16 protein-coding genes are annotated in these 25,062 nt (G+C 62.5%); 7 read left to right on the top strand and 9 right to left on the bottom strand.

What is annotated here, in order from left to right; translation table 11 throughout:
- Window positions 1-448 precede the first annotated feature (448 nt).
- The 3 genes from AC3Z8Y_RS13420 to AC3Z8Y_RS13410 all read left to right on the top strand — a co-directional run bounded on the left by AC3Z8Y_RS13420 (window position 449) and on the right by AC3Z8Y_RS13410 (window position 7,786).
- A complete protein-coding gene (locus AC3Z8Y_RS13420; RefSeq protein WP_490090000.1) occupies window positions 449-4,537 on the top strand; it encodes a M10 family metallopeptidase C-terminal domain-containing protein in 4,089 nt (1,362 codons plus the stop codon).
- 142 nt (window positions 4,538-4,679) lie between these two features.
- Complete coding sequence (locus tag AC3Z8Y_RS13415) at window positions 4,680-6,725, top strand: M10 family metallopeptidase C-terminal domain-containing protein (protein WP_490086205.1); 2,046 nt, start codon at window positions 4,680-4,682, stop codon at window positions 6,723-6,725.
- A gap of 206 nt (window positions 6,726-6,931) precedes the next feature.
- On the top strand, window positions 6,932-7,786 hold the full coding sequence (locus tag AC3Z8Y_RS13410; protein ID WP_490086204.1) for a MurR/RpiR family transcriptional regulator: 855 nt from the start codon (window positions 6,932-6,934) through the stop codon (window positions 7,784-7,786).
- A 13-nt stretch (window positions 7,787-7,799) separates the two neighbouring features.
- Here the strand turns inward: AC3Z8Y_RS13410 and AC3Z8Y_RS13405 are convergent, their stop codons facing one another.
- The 3 genes from AC3Z8Y_RS13405 to AC3Z8Y_RS13395 form a co-directional block, all read right to left on the bottom strand.
- A complete protein-coding gene (locus tag AC3Z8Y_RS13405; RefSeq protein ID WP_490086203.1) occupies window positions 7,800-8,702 on the bottom strand; it encodes an ABC transporter substrate-binding protein in 903 nt (300 codons plus the stop codon).
- Window positions 8,703-8,732: 30 nt separating this feature from the next.
- Window positions 8,733-10,160, bottom strand: coding sequence for an MFS transporter (locus AC3Z8Y_RS13400; RefSeq protein WP_490086202.1), 1,428 nt, complete (start codon window positions 10,158-10,160; stop codon window positions 8,733-8,735).
- Between the two features lie 61 nt (window positions 10,161-10,221).
- Complete coding sequence (locus AC3Z8Y_RS13395; protein ID WP_490086201.1) at window positions 10,222-10,944, bottom strand: aspartate/glutamate racemase family protein; 723 nt, start codon at window positions 10,942-10,944, stop codon at window positions 10,222-10,224.
- A 367-nt stretch (window positions 10,945-11,311) separates the two neighbouring features.
- Here AC3Z8Y_RS13395 and AC3Z8Y_RS13390 point away from each other — a divergent pair, with 367 nt between their 5' ends.
- Window positions 11,312-12,175, top strand: coding sequence for a CAP domain-containing protein (locus AC3Z8Y_RS13390; protein WP_490086200.1), 864 nt, complete (start codon window positions 11,312-11,314; stop codon window positions 12,173-12,175).
- A gap of 21 nt (window positions 12,176-12,196) precedes the next feature.
- Here AC3Z8Y_RS13390 and AC3Z8Y_RS13385 read toward each other — a convergent pair whose 3' ends face one another.
- Complete coding sequence (locus AC3Z8Y_RS13385; protein WP_490086199.1) at window positions 12,197-12,790, bottom strand: cell wall hydrolase; 594 nt, start codon at window positions 12,788-12,790, stop codon at window positions 12,197-12,199.
- A 175-nt stretch (window positions 12,791-12,965) separates the two neighbouring features.
- On the opposite strand from AC3Z8Y_RS13385, the gene AC3Z8Y_RS13380 reads away from it, so the two are divergent.
- The 3 genes from AC3Z8Y_RS13380 (at window position 12,966) to AC3Z8Y_RS13370 (ending at window position 17,855) form a co-directional block, all read left to right on the top strand.
- Window positions 12,966-14,381 carry an FAD/NAD(P)-binding protein gene (locus tag AC3Z8Y_RS13380; protein WP_490086198.1) on the top strand — a complete coding sequence of 472 codons (1,416 nt, stop codon included), beginning with the start codon at window positions 12,966-12,968 and terminating at the stop codon, window positions 14,379-14,381.
- Window positions 14,382-14,734: 353 nt separating this feature from the next.
- Complete coding sequence (locus AC3Z8Y_RS13375; protein WP_181117935.1) at window positions 14,735-14,977, top strand: hypothetical protein; 243 nt, start codon at window positions 14,735-14,737, stop codon at window positions 14,975-14,977.
- 220 nt (window positions 14,978-15,197) lie between these two features.
- Window positions 15,198-17,855 (top strand): excinuclease ABC subunit UvrA, encoded by a 2,658-nt coding sequence (locus tag AC3Z8Y_RS13370; protein ID WP_490086197.1) that lies wholly within the window; start codon window positions 15,198-15,200, stop codon window positions 17,853-17,855.
- Between the two features lie 5 nt (window positions 17,856-17,860).
- Here the strand turns inward: AC3Z8Y_RS13370 and AC3Z8Y_RS13365 are convergent, their stop codons facing one another.
- The 5 genes from AC3Z8Y_RS13365 to AC3Z8Y_RS13345 form a co-directional block, all read right to left on the bottom strand.
- Entirely contained in the window at window positions 17,861-19,672 is a 1,812-nt protein-coding gene (locus tag AC3Z8Y_RS13365; protein WP_490086196.1) for an ABC transporter ATP-binding protein, read from the bottom strand.
- Between the two features lie 274 nt (window positions 19,673-19,946).
- Window positions 19,947-21,287, bottom strand: a complete 1,341-nt coding sequence (locus tag AC3Z8Y_RS13360) for an MFS transporter (RefSeq protein WP_490086195.1) — start codon at window positions 21,285-21,287, stop codon at window positions 19,947-19,949.
- A gap of 219 nt (window positions 21,288-21,506) precedes the next feature.
- Window positions 21,507-22,283, bottom strand: coding sequence for a MetQ/NlpA family ABC transporter substrate-binding protein (locus AC3Z8Y_RS13355; protein WP_181117932.1), 777 nt, complete (start codon window positions 22,281-22,283; stop codon window positions 21,507-21,509).
- On the bottom strand, window positions 22,280-23,461 hold the full coding sequence (solA, locus tag AC3Z8Y_RS13350) for an N-methyl-L-tryptophan oxidase (protein ID WP_490086194.1): 1,182 nt from the start codon (window positions 23,459-23,461) through the stop codon (window positions 22,280-22,282). The genes AC3Z8Y_RS13355 and solA overlap by 4 nt, the downstream gene beginning before the upstream one ends.
- Before the next feature lie 149 nt (window positions 23,462-23,610).
- Window positions 23,611-24,894 carry a sugar MFS transporter gene (locus AC3Z8Y_RS13345; RefSeq protein ID WP_490086193.1) on the bottom strand — a complete coding sequence of 428 codons (1,284 nt, stop codon included), beginning with the start codon at window positions 24,892-24,894 and terminating at the stop codon, window positions 23,611-23,613.
- Window positions 24,895-25,062: the final 168 nt, after the last annotated feature.

Here is a 25,062-nt window from a genome sequence, read left to right as displayed (position 1 = left end):
TCCGAGACTTGCGACTATGGTACCCGGGAAAGGCAGTAATGAACTCACACATAACCAACTAATATGCCACCATCCCCTTGGTCAGTTGCTGATCGCAATTTGCAATCACTTATTGCAGTAATATGAACATCAAAAAACTTCGTGGACCATTGATATATAAAGGTTTTCCGCGATTAAATCCGGCGTCGGAGTAGTACTGCATGCCCGATGAAAGCGAATTTAAAGTTCCTGGGGCATAGGGTATCTGGAAGTGAGGTTGATTATCTAGAGAGCCATTCTCGATGAGTGGCGCCGTAAGTTCCAAGAATATTGACGCCATTAAAAGTTAACCACGGCTTTGTTCAATTTTTTAATGCCAGAAAAGGCATCAGCGAGAGAAACGAATACCTGCGTGAGCAACCCGCACGTAACCATTTTTCGATGCCAGCCCATCATGGAGATCAACCCCTTGATTTATAACGTGAAAGATTATTCAGCGAAAGGCAATGGCACTGCAGACGACACCCAGGCCATTCAACGCGCTATCGAGGCGGCGTACAAGGCAGGTGGTGGACAGGTGTATGTCCCTGCCGGTACCTATGTGGTTTCTGCAGGGGACGAACCCGGCGATGGCTGTTTGATGCTGCGCAATAACGTCCAGCTGTACGGTGCTGGAATGGGCAAGACAGTCATCAAGGTTGCGGATGGTTCCGATACCAAGATCACTGGCGTGATCCGCTCGGAGTACGGTGAGCAGAATCACGATTTCGGGATCAAGGACCTCACCATCGACGGCAACCGCGCCAATACAACCGGCAAGATCGACGGCTGGTTCAACGGTTACATTCCTGGCAAAGCCGGGCACGATTCCAATGTCACCATCGACAGCGTCGAAGTCAAAAACTGCTCGGGTTATGGTTTCGATCCCCATGAACAGACCTGGAACATGGTCCTCAAGAACAGCGTGGCGCATGGGAACGGCCTGGACGGCTTCGTCGCCGATTACCTGGTGAACAGCTCGTTCGTGAACAACACCAGCTACGGGAATGACCGCCACGGCTTCAACGTGGTGACCAGCACCAACGATTTCACCATGCGCGACAACAACGCCTACAACAATGGCAGCACCGGCATCGTGCTACAGCGCGGTGACGAAGACCTCGCCGCACCGAACGACATCGTCATCAGTGGCGGGAGCGTGTATGGCAACAAGGCCGAGGGGGTGTTGCTCAAGTTGGTCCATGATGTGACCGTCAGCGGGGTGGATATCCACGACAATGCTCGCTCCGGCGTCCGCCTGTACGGCAGCTCTGACGTGGAGCTGCTGAACAATTCCATTCACAAGAATTCCCTGGCCGTGACCTCCCCGGAAGTGGTGATTCAGTCGTATGACGATAGCCGTGGGGCGTCCGGTGACTACTTCAATGGCAGCAATAACCTGATCCAGGGAAACACCATCGTCGGCAGCGACCGGTCCACCTATGGCGTGGCCGAAGTGAATGAAAAAGGCACCGACCACAACACTTTGGTCAATAACACCATCAGCCATGTCTCCCGGGGTGAAACGGCGCTCTACGGCGACGGTAGCACGGTGAGCGGCGACCAGGGCTCGCTGCTTGGCACCAGCGGCAACGATAACCTGCTGGGTACCGGTGCCGGCGAAACCCTGATGGGCTATGCCGGGAAGGATACGGTCAATGGCGCAGGCGGCAACGATGTGCTCGTAGGCGGGGCAGGCGTGGACAAGCTCATCGGCGGCACGGGCAGCGATACCTTCCGCTTCACGGCCGCCACTGACAGCTATCGCACGGCCAGTGTAACGGCCAAGGATACGGTGACCGACTTCAGCGCCAGCGGCGACAAAATCGACGTTGCGGCCTTGGGGTTCACGGGGCTGGGCAACGGGCACGGCAACACCCTGAACGTTTCTTACAACGCAACCAGCAACCTCACCTACCTCAAGGACTTTGACGCCGACGCCAACGGCGTGCGTTTTGAGCTGGGCCTGACCGGCAATTACCTGAGCAGCCTCAAGGCGTCCAATTTCGTGTTTGCCAAAACATCCACTGCCAAGCTCGATGCCCTGAACCTGGTTGCCGCAGTGGCAGTCACCGCCCTGGCAGCGGCCGCCGTGGCCAACCCGCTCAATGGCACGGCGGGCGACGACGTTCTGATAGGCGACGGCCCGGCTAACACCATCAACGGCCTGGCAGGCAAGGACCGCATCGAAGGGATGGGTGGCAACGACCGCCTGACCGGCGGCGCGGGTGTCGATACGCTGACCGGTGGCACAGGCACCGACACCTTCGTCTACACCGCCCGCAGCGACAGCTACCGTACCACCAGCGGCACGGTGGCCAGCGACCTCATCAAGGACTTCAGCACCGACCGCATCGACCTCTCTGCGCTGGGTATCACCGGCCTGGGTGATGGCTACGGCACCACCGTCAAGGTGAGCACCAGCACTGATGGCAGCAAGACCTACATCAAGTCCTTCGTGGCGGATTCGGCTGGGGAACGCCTGGAGATCTCGTTACAGGGCAACCAGTTGAGCAACCTGAGCGCCAGCAAGTTCATCTTCGCCACTAGCTCCGGCACCAACCTCACCGGTACCAGCGGCAACGACAGCCTGGTGGGCACCGCCAGTGGCGAGACGCTGCTTGGCTTGGGCGGCACTGACACCCTCAAGGCCGGGGATGGCAATGACACGCTCGACGGCGGCGCGGGCAAGGACTCGCTCTATGGTCAGGGCGGCGCCGATACCTTCCGCTTCAGCAAAATGCTGGACAGCTACCGCGACTATGATTCCGGCGGCGTGACGGCCACCGACACTATCTTCGATTTCGTCCGCGGCCAGGACAAGATCGACGTCAGCGCCCTGGGCTTTTTCGCGCTTGGCAGCGGCAGCGGGCATACGCTGTACACAACGTACAGCGCCTCCTCCAACAAGACATACATCAAAACCAACGATGCCGATAGCGATGGCAATCGCTTCGAAGTCGCCCTCAGTGGCAACCTTGCGCTGACGTCCAGCGACTTCGTATTCGCCCCGCACACCACCGCGGGCATCGAATTCCTGCCTACCCTGGGCCAGTCCAACGCACGCCTGATGCGGGTGACCGAAGACGACAGCCAGTCGGGCATCACGGAACTGGTCAAGGACCTGAGCCGCTACACGCCTCTGGATGTGCGCAGCCAGTTCAATGATTCCAACGGCAACCCCGTGGACATCGCCATTGGCGGCACCACCGTCACCGGGCTTTCTACAGATACGGCCGCGGAGAAGGCCCTGAGCTGGTGGTTCACCGACACCAACAAGCCGGGGCCTGTGCTTACCCGGGCCGTGGACCTGCTCAAAAGCCAGATCGCGACCCTGAGCAAGACCGACCCGGTAAACCTGGACATCATCTGGGGGCAAGGCGAGGAGGGCGCCCAGGCAATCGCCAGGGCCAGCGACAAGACGGCGGCAGAAGCCCTGTACAAAGCCTCCACCTTGAAGGTGTTCGACTACCTGCATGCACAACTGGGGGACTTCACGGTTTACCTGATGGAAACCGGCCACTATGCCGAAGACGGCGCCCGCTACCGTGGCTATTCCGAAAGCAAGATCGCCGGCATTGTCGACGGCACCGTGCATGTGCGGCACGCCCAGGAGGCCATGGCCGCCGAGCGCGCGGACGTACAACTCGCCGTCGACTACACCGACCTGCCCCTGCGCCAGGAGGTGGACCCGGTGACATACCCGGATGACGTGTGGCACCTGCACGAAGAGTCGGCGGAAATCGTCGGCCAGCGCTTGGCCGATTACATCGCCAATGACCTGGGTTACAAGGGCAACCCCAGCGACAACAACGACCCTGGCGCCATCACCGCCTCGAGTTCGAACCAGAATGGGCGCATACAGGGCACCGACGTCGCCGATACCCTGGTGGCGACCGGCTCGGAAAGCCAGGTGCTCAACGGTGACGTGGGCGCCGATACCCTGATCGGCAAAGGCACGGGCAGCACGCTGTATATCGTCGACAACGTTGGCGACACCGTGACCGAAACCGACGCCAACACAGCCCATGTCGATACCGTGCAAAGTTCGGTGAGCTGGACGTTGGGCAACAACGTCGAAGAGCTCGACCTTTCCGGCAACAAGGCGCTGGCCGGCACGGGCAATGCCCTGGATAACACGCTGACGGGCAACGCGGGGAACAACGTGCTCGATGGCAAGGGCGGTAGCGACACCTTGGTAGGTGGTGGCGGTGCCGATGTATACCGGTTCAGTGCGTGGCACGACATGGGCGTGGGCGCCGCGGGCGATCAGATCGAGGGGTTCAGTGAGGCCGAGGGCGACAAGATCGATCTCACCGGCCTGGATGCCAATCCGCAAACAGCGGCCATGGACGGCTTCAAGTTTATCGGCAGCGCGGCGTTCAGTGCCGATGCCACCGGTGAGGTGCGGTTCGCCGATGGCGTGCTGCAGGGCAGCCAGGATGCCAACGGCACGTCTGACTTCGAGGTGCGGATGGTAGGTGTCGATGAGCTCCGCTCGGTGGACCTGGTGGGGTAGGGGAACGGGGCGCCCGCTTGAAGGTTACGGCCTTCAGGCGATGGCGCCGTGGTTATTCAGACGAAGCGCCCTCGGTATGAGCTTATTCCCAACTACCGTTTGAGGCACACCCGACCTCTTTCGTTGGGATCCGGAGATTGTCATGATTTCTGCCTCTTCGATTACCCTGCCAGCTACTCCCCTGCGCACCGGCAAAACCCTTGTCGATGTTACAGGCCTCAATGACTCCAGCCACAGTGTTGCTATCACCAGCGCCGGCACGGTGCAGATGGTAGGGTTGACCTCCGACGGCGACCGCGCGGATTACGCGGTGGTAAGCCTGACGCCCGACGGCCAACGCAACTTCAGCTACGACCACGACGGCATTGAGCGACTTCCCGCTGTGGTGCCTGTCAGTGACAGCGGTGACCTGGCTACGCAGCCCGATGGCCATATCCTGACCAGCCAGATCCTGTATGACAGCGGCACCTATAACCTGAGCATCCTGGCGCTTGGCGGCATCCCTAATGATCGGCCGTCCGAGCTGTTGTCGGTGGCCATCCCCGCGCAAGGCGACGCGCCTGCCTACTCCAGCGTGCAAGCGCTCGCCGACGGCACGCTACTGGCGAGCACCCGCAGCGATACCACCCTCACCCTGGTGCGGTTCAACGACCAAGGTATCCTCGACCAATCCTTTGGCCAGGGCGGCATTGCCACCTTCGCCTTGCCGGACGGGATGCCCGTCATCACCGAAACGTCGCTGGCCCTGCAATCCAACGGTGATGTGCTGCTCGCCGGTTACCGGTACCCCGGCGGAACCGCCGATTTCAGCCTCACGCGCTACCATGCAGACGGCACACTCGACACCCGCTTCGGTACCGATGGCACCGTGACCGTGGACGTGGCCGATGGCAACGATTACGCCCGGGTCGTGACGCAGCAAGCGGACGGCAAACTGCTGATCGCCGGCACCAGCGACCATGGCGATAACGAAGTGGGCGATGGCAACTTCAACTTCAGCGTGGTTCGGCTGAATGCGGACGGCAGCCTGGACACCAGCTTCGGCGATGGCGGCAAGGCCATGTTCGACTTTGAGGGCGGTCGCGATGGGGCGCAAACCATCAATGTGCTGGATGACGGCAAAATCCTGCTGACCGGAGCTGCTTACAACGCCGACGGCAACGCTGGCTTCGCCGCCTTGCGGCTTAACGCAGACGGCACGCTGGATACCAGCTTCGGCGACCCGGTTGGCCATTTGCGCCACATCAACGGGCAGGACACCAACGACCTGATAGTAGGCACCGCTGCGGATGAAGCCATTTCCGGGCAGGCGGGGAACGACCTGCTCGATGGCGGTGGCGGCCGTGACCAGCTTAGCGGTGGCGCGGGCAGCGACGTCTTCCGCTTCTCTTCAAGGGAGGACAGCTACCGTACCGACAGCGAAAGCTTCAGCGACCACATCACCGATTTCAACCCGATACGAGATGTGCTCGACCTTGCGGCGCTGGGGTATACCGGGCTGGGCGACGGTTACGGCAATACACTGGCCTTGCGGGTAGACGCCGAAGCCAACCGTACTTACCTGGAGAGCTTGGAGCCCAACGCAGAAGGCCACCGCTTCGCGCTCGCGCTGGACGGTGACCTGAGCGGGCGGCTAGACGAATACCACCTGTTATTCGCGCCTTATGTGTTCGAAGGCGCAGATGACTCGAGTTCCTACATTGCTGGCAGTGTGACCACCGAATTACTAGGCAAGGGGGGCGATGACCGGCTGTACGGAGGGCTTGGTAACGACATCCTTGATGGCGGCACTGGCCGCGACATCCTCTTTGGCTCTGAGGGGGCCGATACCTACCGATTCACCTCACTGAGCGACAGCTACCGCGACGAAGGGCAGAACTTCAGCGACCGTATTGCCGGCTTCGACGTCTTCACCGACCGCATCGACGTGTCCGCGCTCGGCTTCACCAGCTTGGGCGACGGCCATGACGGCACCCTGGCTTTGATGGTGAACGATGATGGAACCACGACTTACCTCAAAAGCTTCGACGCAAATGCAGAAGGCGAGCGCTTCGAGGTCAGCTTCAGGGGCGACCTGAGCCAGACGCTGACCAATGCCGCGTTCGTGTTTGCTCAGCCCGATAGCGATTTGGCAGAGCTAGCGCTACTGGGTGTGGCGGGCGGGCATCAGGAGGCTGCGGCTGCGTAGCGATGCGGGCGGGTGAAGGGCCCAGCCGGGGCTGTCCCGGCTGGGAGCCGATATGGAAATGACGGCCGCTTCTCTGACTTAGACGGAGAGCGCCGGGACGTCCGGGTTTTTTCCTCCTGCCACGCGCCCAAAGATGTGTCCTGACAGCATTGCTGGCAAATGTATAACATGGCGCTCCTCCCTGCCGTACTCGAGAGTTTGCCGCGATGACGAATGCACCCCAGCCCCCGTCCTTTCTTGGTCGCGTGCGGGACAACCTGTCCATTCTGCATCCTACCGAAAAGCGCCTGGCTGAGTTCATCCTCGACTTTCCCGGTGAGCTGGCCAGCTATTCCGCAGCGGAACTGGCCAAGCTGGCTGCGGTTTCCAGCGCTACGGTGTCGCGTTTCGTTCGCCGCCTCGGCTACAGCAACTACGAGGCCGCGCGTCGGCATGTGCGCGAGGAGAAGCAGGCGGGCTCCGCGCTGTACCTCTCCGACAGGGCAGCTGAAATACAGGGTTCCAGCCTCGCCGCCCATGCCGAGCAGGGGCAGGAAAATCTTCGCCGTACCTTCTCGCGTCTCAGCGAACACACCATCACCGATATCGCCCAGGCGCTACTCGCGGCCCGCAAGGTATGGGTCATGGGGTTTCGGGCCAGCCAGCCGCTGGCCATGTATTTCCAGTGGCAGCTTTTTCAGGTCAAAGAAGATGTCCAGATGTTCGCAGGTACCGGCGGCGGCGGTAGCTTCGCTGAGTATTTGACTGCCGTAAGTGCCAATGACGTAGTGGTCGTGTTCGGTGTGCGGCGCAGGCCCGCCGTGCTACGTACGTTGCTGGAGCAATACGTGGTAAGTGGCGCCAAGGTGTTGTTGCTGAGTGATGAGTACCTGGCCACCAACGCGCAGGTGACCTGGCATCTGCAATGTGCGTGCGAAGCGCCAGGGCCGCTGGACAATCACGTCGCCGCCATTGCCGTCTGCCATCTGTTGATCAGTGCGGTGTTCGCAAAGTCGGGCCGGGCGGGCCGTGACCGCTTGAGCCGTACCGAAGCGCTGCATGAACAGATGGGTGAATTCTAAAGCGGCCCTTGTTTCAAGTGCCGATCGCCAGATCGGCTATTCGGCTATTGACCAAGGCTTCGTAAGGCAGCGGCTGGCGGATCAGATTGGCGAGCGCAATTGCGCGTTGCCAGCGGGCGCAGGAAGCGGGGTTGATGCGCGCGCTGTCCCACATGCCCCATTTACGCAGGTTATTCACTAAGGTAATCAGGTCGGCGATATTGCTGGCGGGAAACGCCTGTACGAGCAATTCGCGCATCTGCTCGGCAGGGGTGTCGATCACGTAGCGGATGCCGCGGCTCAGTGCGCGGGTGAACTTCACTTGCAGGCCTGGATCATCGCCCATGGTGCCTGCGGCGCTGTAGTAGACGCTCCAGGGAATCGGCCCGCCCAGCTGCGCTAGCGGTGCGGCCACGTGGGCATCCATGGTACGGGTGAGTCGCAGGGCAGTGATCGGATCGGTGAGCAGATAGTCGCCCAAGCCACCGACGAACAGCTCAGCCAGCATTTTGCCGGACAGGTTACAAACAAAGTCGACACTCGCCAGGTCGATGCCCTGCTCGGCCAGCAACAGGTCGAGCATCATGCCGTGGCTCGAACCGTTTCCACCGGCGACCAGCACAGTCTTGCCGCCCAGTTGTGCCAGCTCGAATGCGCCTCGCTGGCGCCCTACCAGCGTCAATGGGCAACGCGCAGACATCTGCGCAAATGGCACCAACGCCTTACCGCGCCCGTGATACATGATCGGCACCCAGATGCCGCCAAGCGCGACATGGGAAGTACCCTGCTCGATCTCTGGTAGCACGCGGTCCCAGGGCTGGGGAACGATAGCTTCGACGCGGAGCCCTTCGTCAGCGAAAAAGCCTTGCTGTACTGCGATGTATTCGGGCAGGTAGTTGATGCTGTGGCCGGTAGCGGCCACGCGAAAATCAATCATCGTGGTTCTCTCTTGTTCCGAAATACGGGGTCATTCGCTCAGCTCTTCGAGGGATTTGTCGAAGGTTTCCGGACCGAAGCGCGACGCCAGCAGGGCGATAAGGTACAGCACCGCCAGAGTCACGAAGATCGCATTGAGCCCGGCCTTGTCAAAGATCACGCCGGCGATGGGCGTCATGACCACGGCTCCCAAGCTGCCGATCGACTTCACCGTACCGGCGCCGAACGCCCGGATCCGGGTAGGGTATAGCTCTGGCAGCCAACTCCAAAGGGTGGTGTTGAAGAGCAGGATGAAGAACTGGAACAGGGCCCCCAGCAGTAATACCGAGGTAGCGGCGCCGGCAAAACGACCGAACAGGATGGCGGCACACATTGCTCCCAGCGCGCTGAAGCCGATTACCGAGCGGCGTTTGAAGCGCCCGTTGCACCAGGTGGCTACGAGTGCGCCGATCAGGCTGCCGCCCTGCATTACCGCCGTATATCCGATACCGGCGACCACGCTGAAGCCTTGAGACACCAGAATCACTGGCATCAGCGTCAGGATGGAGATCTGCCCGGCCTGGCCCATGAAGTAGGTGATGGATACGGCGATGGTGCGCTGGCGCCAGCGTCGGGAGAGAATTTCCGAGAGTCTTGTTTTCTCGCGGTTGCGCAACGCGACGTCGCCGGTCGATTGTACGAATCGCTCTACCTCGATCACTTCGTTGCGCTTGGCCAGGCGCCCGCGCTTTAGCAGTGTGAGAGTACGGTTGCATTCATCGATCTGCCCGGTGGCCAGCAGAAAACGCGGTGTCTCCGGCAGGTAGCGGCGCAACACGGTCATCATGATAACCGGCAGCACCAGCAGCCCGAACACCCAGCGCCACCCCTGCTCGGGCGTGCCAAAAAGAGGGGCCAGAGCGCCCAACACCAACATGCCATACAGCGGTGCCACGAAGTTGCCCAGGCCGCCGCCGGCCACGTTCAATGCCGACACCGCCCTGGCACGATGGCGGGTTGCGGTGAACTCCGCGAGCATGGTGATCGCCGTGGACAGTTCTCCCCCCAGGCCCAGCCCCACCAAGCCACGGCAGATCAGCAGCACGGTGTAATTTGGCGCCATGGCGCACAGCAGGGCGCCCACCGAATAGATAGCGAGGTTGAGCATCAGCACCGGGCGACGGCCGAAGCGGTCGGCCATGGCCCCCGCAACGATGCCGCCAATGCTCATGCAGAAGAAGGTCACGGAGTTGATCAGGCCGATCTCGCCCGAGCTGAGGCCCCACGCCTGGCGCAGGCTAGGGCCGACGATGCCCACGGCATTTTGCTCGATCACATCGAAGAACACGCCGGAGATGACCAACAGCAGTATCCATTTGTGAGCACGGCTGAAACCGATCTTGTCCAGCGTGCTGGCAAGCGTAGCCGACGCCTCTACCGAGGCAGCGCTGACACTAACGTCTTTTTCGAGTGACGACATGGTGTCCCCTTGCGGCAGTGAGCCGCTGCGCCTGAATGGGCGGCATGAGTGATAGTGGTTATTACAGGGAGTCGGGCCAGGGCTTGATGACCTTCGGGCGGGCAGGTGCATAGGTGCGCACCTTCGAGGTCTTCAGGCCCAGCTGCACCAGCGATTCGGCAATTTTCACTGCGGCGGTAACGCCATCTATGACTGGGACGCCCGTGGCGTGACGCACCCGGCTAAGCAGATCGGCCATGCCTCCACAGCCCAGGCAGATGACTTCCGCCTTGTCTTCGCTGATAGCAAGCCGCGATTGCGCGATGATCGCTTCGACGGCCCGCGCGGGTTCCGACGCCAGTTCCAGCACGCCCAAGCCGGTCGAGCGTACCGATGCGCACCTGCGGGTCAGCCCTGCAACCAGCAGACGATCCTCGATCAGCGGAACCGCTCGATCCAGGGTAGTGACCACCGAATAGCGATGCCCGAGGAACATCGCGGTGCTGGCAGCGGCCTCGGTGATATCCACCACCGGCACCTCGAACAGCTCCTGCAAGCCTTCGCGGCCATGTTCGCCATAGCCGGCTTGAATGATCGCGTCGAAAGGGCCGGTGTATTGCTTCACGGCATCCATGACGGCGACCGCTGCCAGATAGCTTTCATAGTTGCCCTCGACGCTGGGCGTGCCGAAGCGGGGGGTGAGGGCGATGATCTCGGTTCCTGGCAGGGCAACGCTTTGTGCAGCCTTGCCGATGGCACGGGTCATTGATTCGGTGGTGTTGACGTTGACTACCAGTATTCGCATCGTTGCCTCGCGTGCCAGGGCGCGCACGGAGGACTATGGTTTCATAGCTGTGAAATCGATATTTCACGGTGCGCTTTTAAAGCAAAGCAGATTTCATACCAATGCTGCATGGCCATGAATACGGGGTCAAAACCGGGGTTGGCGGGAATTTTTTGCACAGCGCTGGTGCTTCCCCAGCCATGGAGAAGCCCAATGGGGCACCTCGAGGCAACCAATAGAAATCCCGTACTCCTCCCCCTGACACAACTGAACTCCAACCGAAGCGGCAGGTCCAACCGCCCACTTTGCGCCGGGCCTTGCATCAACAGGGCAGGGGCCAAGTCTGTTCCGGCCAAGGTCGGTGTTTTCACTTCGTTTCGATGTGCCCATGCGCTTGATCAATCGTATCGCCTCGTTGTGCCTGTTCCCGCTTTCATCGCTGTGCCTCGCCATCGTCGCCATGCCTGCGCAGGCGGCAGGCGAGCAACAGCTGCTCTCGGCCATCAATGCCTTGCGCGCCCATCCGGGCCGCTGCGGTGGTGCGCCGGTTTCAGCGCTACCGCCGCTTGCGCTCAAGGCCGGCCTTGCGGTGCCGCCTGGCTACGGCGGCGGTTTGCGTGAAGGCTTGAAGCAGGCCGGCTACCAGGCAGCCGCCGTGCGCGCCATTCGCCTGGACGGCCCGGTGGATGCCGGCGCTGCCTTCCAGATGCTTCAGGGGAGTTACTGCGCGGCATTGCTTGACCGCCAATACACCGATATCGGCCTCAGCCACGCAGGGGATGAATGGCGGGTGCTGCTGGCGCAGCCGCTGCTCGATGCTCGCTTGGGCGACACGCGTGCGACCGCCCAAGCGCTACTGGCGCAAGTGAACGCAGCAAGAGCGCGGCCGCGGCTGTGTGGCCAGCAACGCTTCGGTGCAACCCGGCCATTGACCTGGAGCCCGGCACTGGGCTCCGCTGCGCTAGCGCACAGCCAGGCCATGGCTCGGGGTAATTATTTCAGCCACACCGATCCAGACGGCGATACGCCCTATGACCGCGCGCGCGACGCGGGTTATCGCGGGCGTCAGGTGGGGGAAAACATCGCCGCCGGGCAGGGCTCGCCTTCAGCCGCCATGGCCGGATGGCTTGCCAGCCCGGGGCACTGCGCCAACCTGATGAACCCCTTGTTCACGCAAGTCGGCGCCGGATACAACGCGGACCCCAACAGCCAGAACGGTATCTACTGGACCATGCTGTTCGGGGCCCCCTAGCCATTACTTCGTGCGCTCGGCTCAGCTGCGTGGGGCATAGAACACGAACTTGTCCGTTTCGGCTGTGCGCCGGTAGCGCTTGGTCCAGTCGGTGGTTATCCGCCGGTCATGGAAATACAGCGCGCCGCCGGTGGTGTCTCGCAGTTGCTGGTTCAGCGCCTTGCCGGCGATGGCTTTCGCCAACTGGTAGCGGTCCTCTTCCTGCACCTGATCGGCGCGGCCATCGCACCACCAGGAGAACTGGCAGTTCTTCTGTTCCGACCCCTGCTTGACCACGCCGCACACGGTGTTGGCATAGCCCTCGCGGCCCAGCCGGTTCATCACCACGCTGGCCACGGCCTCCATGTTGGTTTCGCTGCCGCCTTTGGCTTCCCAATACACCGTGCGCGCCAGGCAGGTAATGGCATCGTCCACCGACTCCTGCCCGGCAGGGTCCACGGCTTGCACTTCCGTTTTGCTCAACGTTGCCTGGGGCGGCGGAGGCGTGTCGCTGGCGGCTTTTTCTTCCAGTACCTGCGCCTTGTCTTCGGCGCGGGCGCTCACGGTCTCGGCATGGGCCGGGATGGCATTACACAGCAACACAGCAAGGCACATAAAGGAAGCGAGGCAGCGCATGGTCGAACCTCTGGGCAAACGGAGAGGGGGCCGGGCGCGGCAGGGCCGATGACTATTATTGTTGCTCTGCCGGCCAGGGCTGGGTCGAAGAATGGACAAGCGAAGCGGCGAAACATTCCGACACTGCCCGGGGTACCATGCCGGATCAACCATCGACAGCGAAGGATGCGGTGCAATGATCGAGGCTGGGGATGCAGTGGAGCGCGGCAAGCGTGCCGATGTAGTGATTGTTGGCGGTGGCCTGAGCGGCGCGCTGTTGGCGATGCAGCTGCTGCGCCGGCCAGGCGCGCGGCATATCGTGATATTCGAACCGCGTGCCGAGCTTGGTCGCGGCGAAGCCTACAGTGCGGTGGCGTTGGGCCATACGCTCAATGCCAATGCCGCACGGATGAGCGTGGACCCTGACGCTCCCGACGACTTGACTCATTGGCTGGCTGACCATATTGCGGCCGGCGGCTGGCCGGAATCGGCAGGGCAGCGCGTGCCAGTTGCCGAACTGTTTCCGCCACGCGGGTTGTTTGGCCGGTATGCGCGGCAGCGGCTGGCCGAAGCGCAAGCCGCTGCGCCTTACTCTCGCGTGACCCATGTGCGTGGCGAAGCGACGGACCTGGTCGTCGAACCCGGCTTGGTGCGGGTCATGGGGGAGGGCGGCGAGTGTTGGGAGGCGCCGTTGGCGGTGTTGGCCACGGGTGTCTTCGCCGCAGCCCGCACCCGGCGCACTCAAGATGGCGCTACGGCCATAACCGGGCTGGACCCGTGGGACGTGGCTGCCCTGCGGCAGATACCCACCGACGGCACCGTCGCAATCGTGGGGGCGGGGTTGACCATGATCGACGCACTGATGTCCTTGCACCAGGCCGGCCATCGAGGGCCAGTGCGGGTGTTCTCGCGCCATGGGCTGTTACCGCAGCCGCGTCGGCAACCGCCCGCCTGGCCAGACTTCCTCAGCGAACAACCCGCGGTGCGCACACCCCGGCAGCTATCGGTAGCGCTGCGTGAGCAATGCCGCCTGGCCATGTCTGAGGGCGTGGATTGGCAAGCGCCACTCGATACTGTCCGCCAGCATGTGGCCCGCCTGTGGAGCCAGGCCAGCGACTTCCAGCGCAGGCAGTTCGTGCGCCACCTGCGCCCCTGGTGGGAAACCCACCACCATCGCTCGCCACCGCTGGGCGCGGCCCTTCTCGCCGAGTGGCAACGAACGGGGCGGCTTGAGATCGCCGCGGCTTCGCTGCAGAGCGTAACGCCTGTGGCCGAAGGGGTAGCGCTGAACCTGCGCCGGCGTGGGGAGGCGGCCGCAAGCGTTGTGCACGCGGCGGCGTTGATCAATTCCAGCGGTATCGAATACGACTGGCGGCGCGTGGACAAGCCGTTGCCGCGGCAACTGCTGGCCCGCGGCCTGATACGGCCCGGCCCACTGGCGCTGGGGATCGATGCTGACGCACAAGGAGCGGTGCGCAATGCGTCAGGAATCGCGTCAACGGTGCTGTATGCCATGGGCCCGCCGCTGCGTGGCATGTGGTGGGAAAGTACAGCGGTAAATGATGTTGCGGCACAGGCAAAAGCCTTGGCACAGCACCTGACGACGGCCTGAAAAAGCGGCCGCCGTTACGCCCGGCGGCCGCTTGGCTTTGTATCCGGAACATCTACCAAACCCCCGCTTTGTTTCGGCGCCAAAACAACCGACCTAGGCAAAGTGCCACTGGCGGAGCTTTGGCGGCGGGAATCCGCTTTCAACGCCGAAAAGAGAACCTTTATCAGTTGGTGGCACTTTGGAAAAGTTCAGCCAAACCAACAACTTATAAACGCAAACCGGAACGGGTTGGCAAATCGCCACATTCCCGACGACCGGTATGTTCGCCCCCATTGTTTTCCCCCGAAGCGCTGTGCATCATCTGGCCACCTTTCCAAAGATGTCCGTCTGGCCTCGCAAGGGAGTGTTGGCAAATGATGAGTGTGTTCGTAGTTGTAATGAGTATGTGCACCGCGTCTGAAGGGTGCCTGGAAGAACGTCGGCCTACCGCGTATTCCTCACGGGCCGAATGCCTTGAAACCGTAGCGACGATGCCTATGAACAAGGGCGTCAAATACCGCTGCGCGGCCACGCCCCAGTTCATGGTGAGCGAAGAACGCAGGGCCGCCAAATCGCACCTTGTCACGACTGCGACCGAGGCGCCCATCAAGCCCTGACGCGAACAGGTCACCGGGCTGGCAGACGAATTTGGTGCCCTTGGGCGGCACCAGGCGCTGCCGGCGTAGCCCACCCCCCTCGCCTTGTTTTTCCCCTTCGCTCGTATCCGCTGATTCAGCGGGTTGTCCCGGGCTCATCCTTCCAGGCCCCCCGCCCAGGCGGTGAACGAACACGGCCTTGCGTGGATCGAACACACGTTCGCATTTGCAAGGATCCGTGATGACTTCAACGGCTGATCAGCCCCGCCATGTGCCGGGGAGTGGCTTCGTGCAGGTGCGCGGCGCCCGCGAGCACAACCTCAAGAATGTCGACGTGGATGTGCCACGAAATGCACTGGTAGTGTTCAGTGGCGTCTCGGGATCGGGCAAGTCGTCTTTGGCATTCGCCACCATTTATGCCGAGGCGCAACGGCGTTATTTCGAATCGGTGGCCCCGTATGCGCGGCGCCTGATCGATCAGGCGGGCGTGCCTGACGTCGACAGCATCGACGGGCTGCCCCCGGCGGTTGCGTTGCAGCAGCAGCGGGGGTCGCCCAGCGCGCGGTCGTCGGTGGGCAGCGTAACCACACTGTCCAGCCTGATCCGCATGCTGTACTCGCGCGCTGGCAGCTACCCGGCGGGGCAGCCCATGCTGTACGCCGAGGATTTTTCCACCAATACCCCCCAGGGCGCCTGTGCGCACTGCCACGGGGTGGGCAGGGTGTTCGACGTGAGCGAAGCCTCGCTGGTGCCCGACCCTTCGCTGACGATCCGCGAGCGGGCCGTGGCCGCGTGGCCCACGGCCTGGCAAGGCCAGAACCTGCGCGACATCCTGGTAACCCTGGGCTATGACGTTGACGTTCCCTGGCGAGACCTTCCCCAGGCGCAGCGGGACTGGATTCTGTTCACCGAAGAAACGCCCACTGTGCCGGTGTACGCCGGCCTTACCCCGGCACAAACCCGGGAGGCGCTCAAGCGCAAGCTGGAGCCCAGCTATCAGGGTACCTTCACCGGGGCGCGCCGTTATGTGCTGCACACGTTCAGCCACAGCCAGAGCGCCATGATGCGTAAGCGGGTAGGGCAGTTCATGCGGGCCAGCCCCTGCCCGGTCTGCGACGGCAAGCGGCTCAAGCCCGAGGCGCTGAGTGTGCGGTTCGCCGGCCTGGATATCGCCGAGCTGTCACGGCTGCCCTTGCAGGCATTGGCCACGCTGTTGGCCCCTGTGGCGAGCGCGGCCTACCTGAGCGAGGGCGAGGCTGGCGGCGACGTGCTCAGCCACGCCCAGGTCCGGGAGGCGCGCGACCGGCGCGTGGCCAGCGGTGGCAGTGCCCATGCCAGTGGCAAGGAAGTACGACACACGCCCAACCTCTCGATCGAAAAACGCTTGGCGGCCCAGCGCATTGCCCATGAATTGCTGGAACGCCTGGGTACATTGCTGGAACTCGGGCTGGGCTACCTGGACCTGGAACGCAGCACGCCCACGTTATCGCCGGGGGAGCTGCAACGGCTGCGGCTGGCAACGCAGCTCAATTCCCAGCTGTTCGGTGTGATCTACGTACTGGACGAGCCTTCCGCCGGCTTACACCCGGCCGACAGCCAGGCACTGCTGGATGCGTTGGAGCGCCTGAAACAGGCGGGTAACTCGGTGTTTGTGGTGGAACACGACCTGGATACCCTGCGCCGCGCCGACTGGCTGGTGGACGTAGGCCCGGACGCCGGGGAACGGGGCGGGGAAGTGTTGTATAGCGGGCCTCCTGCCGGGTTGGCAGGCGTGGCGGCGTCGCGCACGGCGGCGTATCTGTTCGCCGACCAGCAGCCCCGGCGCCGGCCGCCACGCCCGCCGCAGGGTTGGCTGCGCCTTGAAGGTATTACCCGCAACAATCTCAGCCAGCTGGATGCCGCCTTTCCGTTGAGCTGCCTGGTGGCGGTTACCGGTGTGTCCGGCTCAGGCAAATCCAGCCTGGTCAGCCAGGCGTTGCTGGAGCTGGTGAGCGAGCAGCTGGGGCAGCCCGCGGCCGTGGTTACGGATGAGGAGCAGGCGCTCGAGGCCGAACCGGCCCGGCCCAGCGAGGGCAGGGTGGTGGAAGGCGTGGAGCAGCTACGGCGCCTGGTGCCGGTGGACCAGAAACCCATCGGGCGCACGCCCCGCTCGAACCTGGCCACCTACACCGGCCTGTTCGACGCCGTGCGCAAGCTGTTTGCCGCTACCCCGGCAGCGCAAGCTCAAAGCTTTGACGCGGGGCAGTTTTCCTTCAACGTTGCCAAGGGCCGATGCGATACCTGTGAAGGTGAGGGCTTCGTCAGCGTCGAGCTGCTGTTCATGCCCAGCGTCTACGCCCCGTGCCCGGTGTGCCATGGCGACCGCTACAACCCGCAAACGCTGGCCATCGAATGGCAGGGGCTGAATATCGCTCAGGTGCTCAAACTCACTGTGGAAGACGCGTTGGACACTTTCGCCGGTGAACCTGCGGTGCGACGCTCATTGGAAGTGCTGCGTGATATCGGCCTGGGGTACCTGCGCCTTGGCCAGCCCGCCACGGAGTTGTCGGGCGGTGAGGCCCAGCGCATCAAGCTGGCTACCGAGCTGCAGCGCAGTGCCCGTGGCGCCTCGCTGTATGTGTTGGACGAGCCCACCACGGGTTTGCATCCTCAGGACGTGGACCGTTTACTGGTGCAACTGCATCGGTTGGTGGACGCCGGCCACACGGTGATCGTGGTAGAGCATGACATGCGGGTGGTGGCCGACAGCGACTGGGTGATGGACATCGGGCCGGGCGCTGGCGAAGCGGGCGGTAAACTGGTGGCCTGTGGAGTGCCTGCCGATGTGGCCCGCAGCCGTGAGAGCCGAACCGCGCCGTTCCTGGCCCGTGCGATGGGGCTGGTAACGGGCAACGCCTGACCGACCTATCGGTAGCCCTGGGCCTGGAGGTCGAACAGCCGGGCGTAGCGGCCACCTTGCGCGACTAGGCTGGCGTGGTCCCCCTGCTCCAGGATGCGCCCCTGGTCCAGCACCAGGATATGCCCGGCGTTTCGAACGCTGGAGAACCGGTGGGAAATCAACACGCTCATGCGCCCTTGGGCATACGCCCGAAAGCGGTCGAATACAGCCGCCTCGGCCGCCGCATCCAATGCCGCGGTCGGCTCATCCAGAATCAGAATGTCCGCGTTGCGGCGCATGTACGCCCGCGACAGGGCGATTTTCTGCCACTGCCCACCGGACAGTTCCTGGCCGCCTATAAACCACTTGCCCAGCTGTGTCTGGTACCCCTGCGACAGGCGCTCGATGAAGGGCGCGGCCATGCCCGCGTCCGCTGCTTCGTGCCAACGCTGCTCGTCGGTGAATGCGGCCACATCGCCAACGCCCAGGTTTTCGCCCACCTTCATCTGGTAGCGCAGGTAGTCCTGGAAAATCACTCCGATGCGGCCATGCAGCACGTCGCGGTCCCAGGCCTGAAGGTCGCTGCCGTCCAGCAGAATCCGCCCGGTGCTCGGCGCGTAAAGCCGGGTAAGCAATTTGATCAGGGTGGTTTTGCCCGAACCGTTCTCGCCTACCAGCGCTACGCTCTGGCCTGGCGCCAGGTGCAGGTCAATGTCGCTGAGCGCGGGCTGGGTGGCGCCGGGGTAGGTGAAGCCGACCCCTTCGAACCTCAACCCATCGCCGGGCAGGGCGCCTTGGGTGAGCGCGCCGGTATTGGCGGGCACGGGCTGGCCCAGGTAGTCGTACAGGTTGGTGAGGTACAGCCCGTCCTCATATAAGCCGCCGATGGCGCTCAGGCTGGAACTGATGGCCGCCTGGCCTTGCTTGAACAGCACCAGGTACATGGTCATCTGCCCGAGGGTGATAAGCCCGTCGATGGTATCGAGCACCACCCAGGCATACGCCAGGTAAAAGCCCAGGGTGCCCAGCAGCCCAAGCCCGAACCCCCAGCCATCGCGGCGTAGGGTCAGGCGGCGGTCCTCGGCGTACAGGCGCGCGAAGGTGTCGCGGTAGCGTTGCAGTAGCAGCGGGGCGATGCCGAACAGGCGCACTTCCTTGATATGCGCCTCCTGCGACAGTAGCGCCTCGATGTAATTCTGCTGCCGCGCTTCGGGCGCGCGACGGGTGAACAGGCGGAAGGCATCGCCGGAGAAGTGGGTTTCCGAGAAAAACACGGGAAGGGCGGCCACCACCAGAATCGCCAGTGCCCATGGCGAGAACTGCACCAGCAGTACGGCGAAGCTGGTGAGCGACACAAGGTTCTGGATCAGCCCCAGGGATTTGGTTACCAGCCCCAGTGGGCGGGTGGACGCGTCGCGGCGCACGCGCACCAGCTTGTCGTAGAACTCCGAGTCCTCGAATTGCAGCAGCGCCAGCGTTTGGGCTTTTTCCAGGATCAGCAGGTTGACCTTCTGTCCCAGCTGCACCCTCAGCAATGACTGTTGCACCGACAGCCCTCGCTGCGCGGCGGCGAGTGCCGCCAGTACCCCGGCCTCGGCCAGCACAAAACGCAGCACCGGCCATAGCGGCGCGTGACCTTGGCGTGTGTGAAGGTCCATGGCATGCAGCACGGCGTCAACGATCTGCTGGCCGATCCACGCGGCCAGGGCGGGCAATATGCCGGCGAACACGGTAGCGATCACCAGCCCGATGAACAGGGCTCGCGAGGTGCTCCAGACCAGCACAACGGCGCGGCGCGCCTGGTCAAGGAAGGCGATAAAGCGGTGCAACGCAGACATCGGGCGGGCTCCAGCCAGGTCAAAAGTGCGAGTTAGACCACGCAGGCACAGCCCGGGGCACACCTTTGACCGCTGCGCTGCGAGGAAGGTCGCGGCCAAGGCTTGCCCGCGATAGGGCCCCGCCAAACCTGCGGCCCTCCCGGGCCGGTCGCTGCCAAGGCACGCTGCTACAGGCGGGTTTCGTTCTTGCGTAGCAGCAAGGCTTTTGTCCGGCCAAAAAAAAGCTGCGCCGACCAGCGACGCAGCAAGGGTGGTTCGATGAAAAATCAACAGGTCAGGTGACGGCGATACGGTCCAGCGTAACCGGCTTGAGCCGTGGCGTGAGCAGGTGGATGACCACGATCGCGATCAGGTAGGCACTGCCCGCCACGATGAAGATCGGCTGGTAGGACTTGAACACTTCAAGAATGTACCCGTTGTAGGTAGTCATGAGCATGCCACCCATGGCCCCGGCCATGCCACCGATACCGATCACCGAGGCGACGGCTTCCTTGGGGAACATGTCCGAGGGAAGGGTCATCAGGTTCGCCGACCAGGCCTGGTGCGCGGCAGCGGCGATGCCGATGATGCCCACTACCAGCCACAAGCTGGAGACGAACTGCGCGGTGACGATCGGGGTAACCGCCAGGGCGCAGAGCAGCATGGTGGTCTTGCGGGAAGCGTTCGCGGTGCGGCCGCTTTTCATCTGCCGTGACGAGCCCCAGCCACCGAGTATCGAGCCCAGGTCTGCCAGTACGTAGATCGCGATCAATGGCGGCCCGAAGCTTTTGAGGTTCAGCCCGTAGGTTTTACCGAGGAAGTCCGGCAGCCAGAAGAGGTACAGCCACCAGATCGGGTCAGTGAGGAATTTGCCGCCCGCGTAGGCCCAGGTTTCGCGGAAGGTCAGCAGCTTGAACCAGGAGATTTTCACCGGTGCCGCTGGCTTGGCCGAAACAGGGGTGCTGTCGGACTGGATGTATGCCAGTTCCTCACGGCTCACTTTGCTGTGTTCGTGAGGGCGACGGTACATCAGCAGCCACGCCACCAGCCACAGGGAGCTCACGATGCCGATGGAAATGAACGCGGTGCGCCAGCCCCACGCCAGGGTGATGGCCGGTACCAGCAGAGGGGTGATGATCGGGCCCATGGCGGTACCGGCGTTGAAGATACCGGTGGCCTGGGCACGTTCCTTTTGCGGGAACCATTCCGACACGGCTTTCAGGCTTGCCGGGAAGCTGCCGGATTCACCGAAGCCCAGCGTAAAGCGTGCGATGGCGAATTGGGTGACGGTGGTGATCAGCCCGTGGCCGATACTTGCAAAGGTCCATACGGTAAAGGCGAGCGCATACCCGACCCGCACGCCTACTTTGTCTATCAAACGGCCGAATGTAATAAATCCGATTGCATACGCGCACTGGAACCAGAACACGATATTGGCGTAATCGGTTTCGGACCACTTAAGTTCCGCCGCGAGGGTGGGCTTGAGGATGCCGATCATTTGTCGGTCGATATAGTTGATGCCGATCGCAATGAACAACAGCGCGCAAATCACCCATCGGTATTTACTGATGCGTGATTGTTCTTGAACGATAGGCCTTGCGCCGGGCTGAACGCGTGGAGGGACGTGTACTGTCATATGTAGTGGCTCCTTTGTTCTTTTTATTTACCGTACTACCGGTTTCCCATTTCTGTAACATTCAGAAATGAAATTTGTACGACATCCTATGACAGCGTTTTTCAGCTGTAAATCGCTCGAAACGGTCATCCAGCGGGCATGAAAAAGGGCGGAACGGGCCGGCGACAGGCCCGTTTTCCGCCCTCTCTGAAGGGGTGGTGCAGTCAGCGATCAATGCCCTCAGAACGCCGGGACTACATCCCCGTGGTAGCGGTCGAGGATGAACTGCTTGACCTGCGGGGAGTTCAGCAGCGCCCCAAGCTTTTGCACGGCGGGATCGTTTGCTTTGTCGCGACGCACATACAGGTAATTGGCGTAGGGCGACTCGGAGCTTTCGATGAACAGCGCATCTTTATGGGGTTCGAGCTTGGCCTCCAGCGCGTAGTTGGCATTGATCAAGGCCATGTCCACCTGGTTCAGCACCCGAGGTAGCATGGCCGCCTCCAGCTCCTTGAATTTCAGGTGCTTGGGGTTGCTGGTGATGTCCCCGGCCGTGGCCATGATGTTGCTCGGGTCTTTGAGCGTGATCAGGCCCTGTTTGGCGATCAGCAACAGCGCGCGCCCGGAGTTGGTCGGGTCATTGGGGATGGCAACCGTGGCGCCGTCCTGCAGTTCGGCGATGGACTTGATCTTTTTCGAGTACGCACCGAAGGGCTCGATGTGCACCGCTACCACCGGAACCTGATCGCTGTCGGGGCGATCTTTCTTGTAGGCGTCGTAGTAGGGCTTGCTCTGGAAGTAATTGGCATCCAGGCGCCCTTCGTCCACCTGGCGATCAGGCTGGATGTAGTCGCTGAACACCTTCACATCGAGCGTCACGCCTTGTTTCGCCAACTCGGGCTTGAGGAATTCAAGGATCTCGGCATGGGGGATCGGCACCACCGCGATCTTCAGGGTTTCAGCACTGGCGGTGCCCATGGCGGCCAGCAAGGCCAGCGAAAGCGCGAGGCGTTTCATGATCGTTCAACTCCAAAGCGTTTGAGGGAAAAGGAAGAAAGGTCCAGCTCGGTCGAGCCTTGGGTACACCATTGTGCGAATGCCTCGCCCAGTGCCGCCGAATGCTTGAAGCCATGGCCGGAACATGCGGACACCACCAGGGTGTGCTGCAACGAAGGGTGCGCGTCGATGATGAAATGCCGGTCGGGCGTCACTGTGTAGGCACACACGGCCGATTTGACCACCCGGCCGGTGACACCTGTAATACGCCCACGCACATGCCGCTCGAACATGGCCTGTCCGTCCGCCGCTGTCACCGTGCGGTCCAGGGTGTCCGGCGTGGAGGGCGTGTGGTACTGGGCGGTGGCGACTTTCAAGCTGCCTTCGCCAGGCAGGGCAGGGAAGCCATAGTTGATGTGATCGTCGCCACGGCCATGGGTAAGAATGAAGGTAGGCGAAGCACCGACCAGCGCCGCCTGAGGCTCGGTTTCGAACCAGAACAGTTGCTGGCGGTACACGGTCAGCAGCGAGTCGACTGGATCGCCTGCCAGCGCGCCGGCCCAGTTGCCCGCCGCCATCACCACTTTGTCAGCCCGCAGTGTGCGTTGGTCAGTGGTGACGGTCACGCCCTGGTCATCGGAGCGGATGCCGGTGACGGTCTCGCCCTTGTACAGCGTGGCGCCGTGCTGCTCGGCCAACCTCAGTTGCACTTCAATACAACGTTCGGGCCGCAGAAAGCCGCCCTCGGGTTCGAAGTAGCCGATGGCATCGTCCCGCACGTGCGCGAACTGGGGAAAGCGCTGGCGAATCTGCGCGGCATCGAGTACCTGGTGCTCGATCCCGTAGGCTTTGGCAAGGCCGAGGGTGCGTAGGGTGAAGTCTGTTTTGTCGCTGGGGTCGAAGTCGGGGCTGGAGGTGAGTACCAGTACTCCGGATTGCCCGAACAGTGCCTCGCCCGTCAGTGCTTCCAGTTCGCGCCAGATTTCATGGGCCCTGCGAACGATGGGCACGTACTGCGCGCCTTCGCCCACAGACAACCGCGTGATGCGGGTGTCGCCATGGCTTGAACCAAACGTGTGAGGAGGGTGATGGCGATCGATGCCAGCGGCTTTTATACCGCGCTTGGCCAACTGGTAGATCGTGGCCGCGCCCATGGCGCCCAGCCCGATCACCAACGCTTCATAGTGTTCCACCCACATCTCCGGCTCGAAAAAATGAGCGCTAGTTGAGAGGCAAAACCTTTGGAAGACAAAGAACCGTTGGATATAACCTTATGCCTCTGTTGTGTAGCCCGAGGAGGGGCGCTGCGCCAGCGAGGATTTCGCGGCGCAGCGCAGGGCACACGGTGTTACGCCACAGCGGGGCGGCGGGCGTACCAGCCATAGGCGGCGATGACCGCGTAGCACACAGCCGGAACGGCCAGCGAGAAGCCGAGCGTGGTCAGGTCGGCGGCAAAGCCAGTCAGCGGCGGCACGATCGCACCGCCCACGATGGCGCAGCAGATCAGGCCCGAACCTTCGGCGGCACGTTTGCCCAGGCCTTCACAGGCCAGTGCGAAAATGGTGGGGAACATCACCGAGTTGAACAGGCCGATGGCCAGGATCGACCAGCCGGCTACGGCACCGTGGGTAGTCGCGGCGCTGGCGATCAGGGCGATCACCATCAAGGCCGCGCAGGCCAGTACTTTCCCGGGTGCAAAACTGCGCAGCAGGGCAGCGCCGATGAAACGGCCCACCATGGCGCCACCCCAGTAATAAGCCACATGCTTGCCTGCCAGCTCTGCGTCGAAGCCGAAGGTGCTGTCCTGCATCAGGAAGTTGGTGAGCAGGCTGCCAATGGCCACTTCCGCGCCCACGTAGCAGAACAGGCAGGCGGCGCCGAAGGCGAAACGGGGCTGCTTCAGCAGGCTTAGCGCCGACAGCGGGTTTGCGCCCTCGCTGGCGCCCGAGACCGGCAATTGCTTGCGTTGCTGCCACACCAGCATGGCCACGGCCACCAGCGCCAGGGCGATGCCGGCGTAGGTGTTGCTGATGACCTTGGCTTCCTCCGCCAGGTAGGCTGCCAGGGCGGAGCCTGACAGCGTGGCGGGGTCTACCTGGCTGAGCGAGCCCAGGATCAGCATGGCGCCCAGGTACGGGGCAATGGTTGTGCCCAAAGAGTTGAACGCCTGCGCGAAGGTTACCCGGCTGTGGGCGGTTTGCTTGTCACCAAGCAGGCAGATCAGTGGGTTCGCCACCACCTGCACCACCGTTACGCCGATGGCGAGCACGAACAGCGCAACGAGGAAGGCGCCGAACAGGCCCACGAGGGCCGCCGGGATGAACATCACGCAGCCCACGGCCATGGTAATCAGGCCAATCGAGGCGGCGCGCATGTAGCCGATCCGGGCGATCAACAACCCAGCCGGAATAGAGGCCAGTGCATAGGCCAGGAAGAACGAAGACTGCACCAGCATCGCCTCGGCATAGCTGAGGCTGAACAGGCTTTTGAGTTTGGGAATCAGGATGTCATTCAGGCTGGTGATACCGCCGAAAATGAAGAACAGGGCGAAAACGAACAAGCTTAACCGCTGGACGTTGGCTGTGCCTGGGGTGGTGTGTTCCGGTGTTACTGCAACGGTGTTATCCGTCATGGCCGCGGTCCTGTTTATTGTCGGGCTGTGGGTCAGTTTTTTTCGATTCGACGCGGTTGAGCCGTGCACCTGGCGTTCACAAGGCCAGCTGCCGGAGCGTCTTGAGATGAACTGAAACCAGCGAAGCGGGAAAGTTCAGGCTTCCCGGCTCGGGACAGGCTTTGGAAC

The sequence above is a fragment of the Pseudomonas sp. 3MAES_34.3B genome (genome assembly GCF_058145875.1).
Note: the sequence above shows the minus strand (reverse complement) of the source record. Positions and strands in the feature narration are given on the sequence as shown.

Bases quoted from the DNA above. Each gene is read 5' to 3' on its own strand.
- AC3Z8Y_RS13380 (WP_490086198.1), top strand. From the start codon at position 12,966: ATGATCGAGGCTGGGGATGCAGTGGAGCGCGGCAAGCGTGCCGATGTA.
- AC3Z8Y_RS13360 (WP_490086195.1), bottom strand. From the start codon at position 21,287: ATGACAGTACACGTCCCTCCACGCGTTCAGCCCGGCGCAAGGCCTATC.
- AC3Z8Y_RS13370 (WP_490086197.1), top strand. From the start codon at position 15,198: ATGACTTCAACGGCTGATCAGCCCCGCCATGTGCCGGGGAGTGGCTTC.
- solA (WP_490086194.1), bottom strand. From the start codon at position 23,461: ATGTGGGTGGAACACTATGAAGCGTTGGTGATCGGGCTGGGCGCCATG.
- AC3Z8Y_RS13410 (WP_490086204.1), top strand. From the start codon at position 6,932: ATGACGAATGCACCCCAGCCCCCGTCCTTTCTTGGTCGCGTGCGGGAC.
- AC3Z8Y_RS13415 (WP_490086205.1), top strand. From the start codon at position 4,680: ATGATTTCTGCCTCTTCGATTACCCTGCCAGCTACTCCCCTGCGCACC.
- AC3Z8Y_RS13355 (WP_181117932.1), bottom strand. From the start codon at position 22,283: ATGAAACGCCTCGCGCTTTCGCTGGCCTTGCTGGCCGCCATGGGCACC.
- AC3Z8Y_RS13390 (WP_490086200.1), top strand. From the start codon at position 11,312: ATGCGCTTGATCAATCGTATCGCCTCGTTGTGCCTGTTCCCGCTTTCA.
- AC3Z8Y_RS13385 (WP_490086199.1), bottom strand. From the start codon at position 12,790: ATGCGCTGCCTCGCTTCCTTTATGTGCCTTGCTGTGTTGCTGTGTAAT.
- AC3Z8Y_RS13395 (WP_490086201.1), bottom strand. From the start codon at position 10,944: ATGCGAATACTGGTAGTCAACGTCAACACCACCGAATCAATGACCCGT.
- AC3Z8Y_RS13345 (WP_490086193.1), bottom strand. From the start codon at position 24,894: ATGACGGATAACACCGTTGCAGTAACACCGGAACACACCACCCCAGGC.
- AC3Z8Y_RS13405 (WP_490086203.1), bottom strand. From the start codon at position 8,702: ATGATTGATTTTCGCGTGGCCGCTACCGGCCACAGCATCAACTACCTG.
- AC3Z8Y_RS13365 (WP_490086196.1), bottom strand. From the start codon at position 19,672: ATGTCTGCGTTGCACCGCTTTATCGCCTTCCTTGACCAGGCGCGCCGC.
- AC3Z8Y_RS13400 (WP_490086202.1), bottom strand. From the start codon at position 10,160: ATGTCGTCACTCGAAAAAGACGTTAGTGTCAGCGCTGCCTCGGTAGAG.
- AC3Z8Y_RS13375 (WP_181117935.1), top strand. From the start codon at position 14,735: ATGATGAGTGTGTTCGTAGTTGTAATGAGTATGTGCACCGCGTCTGAA.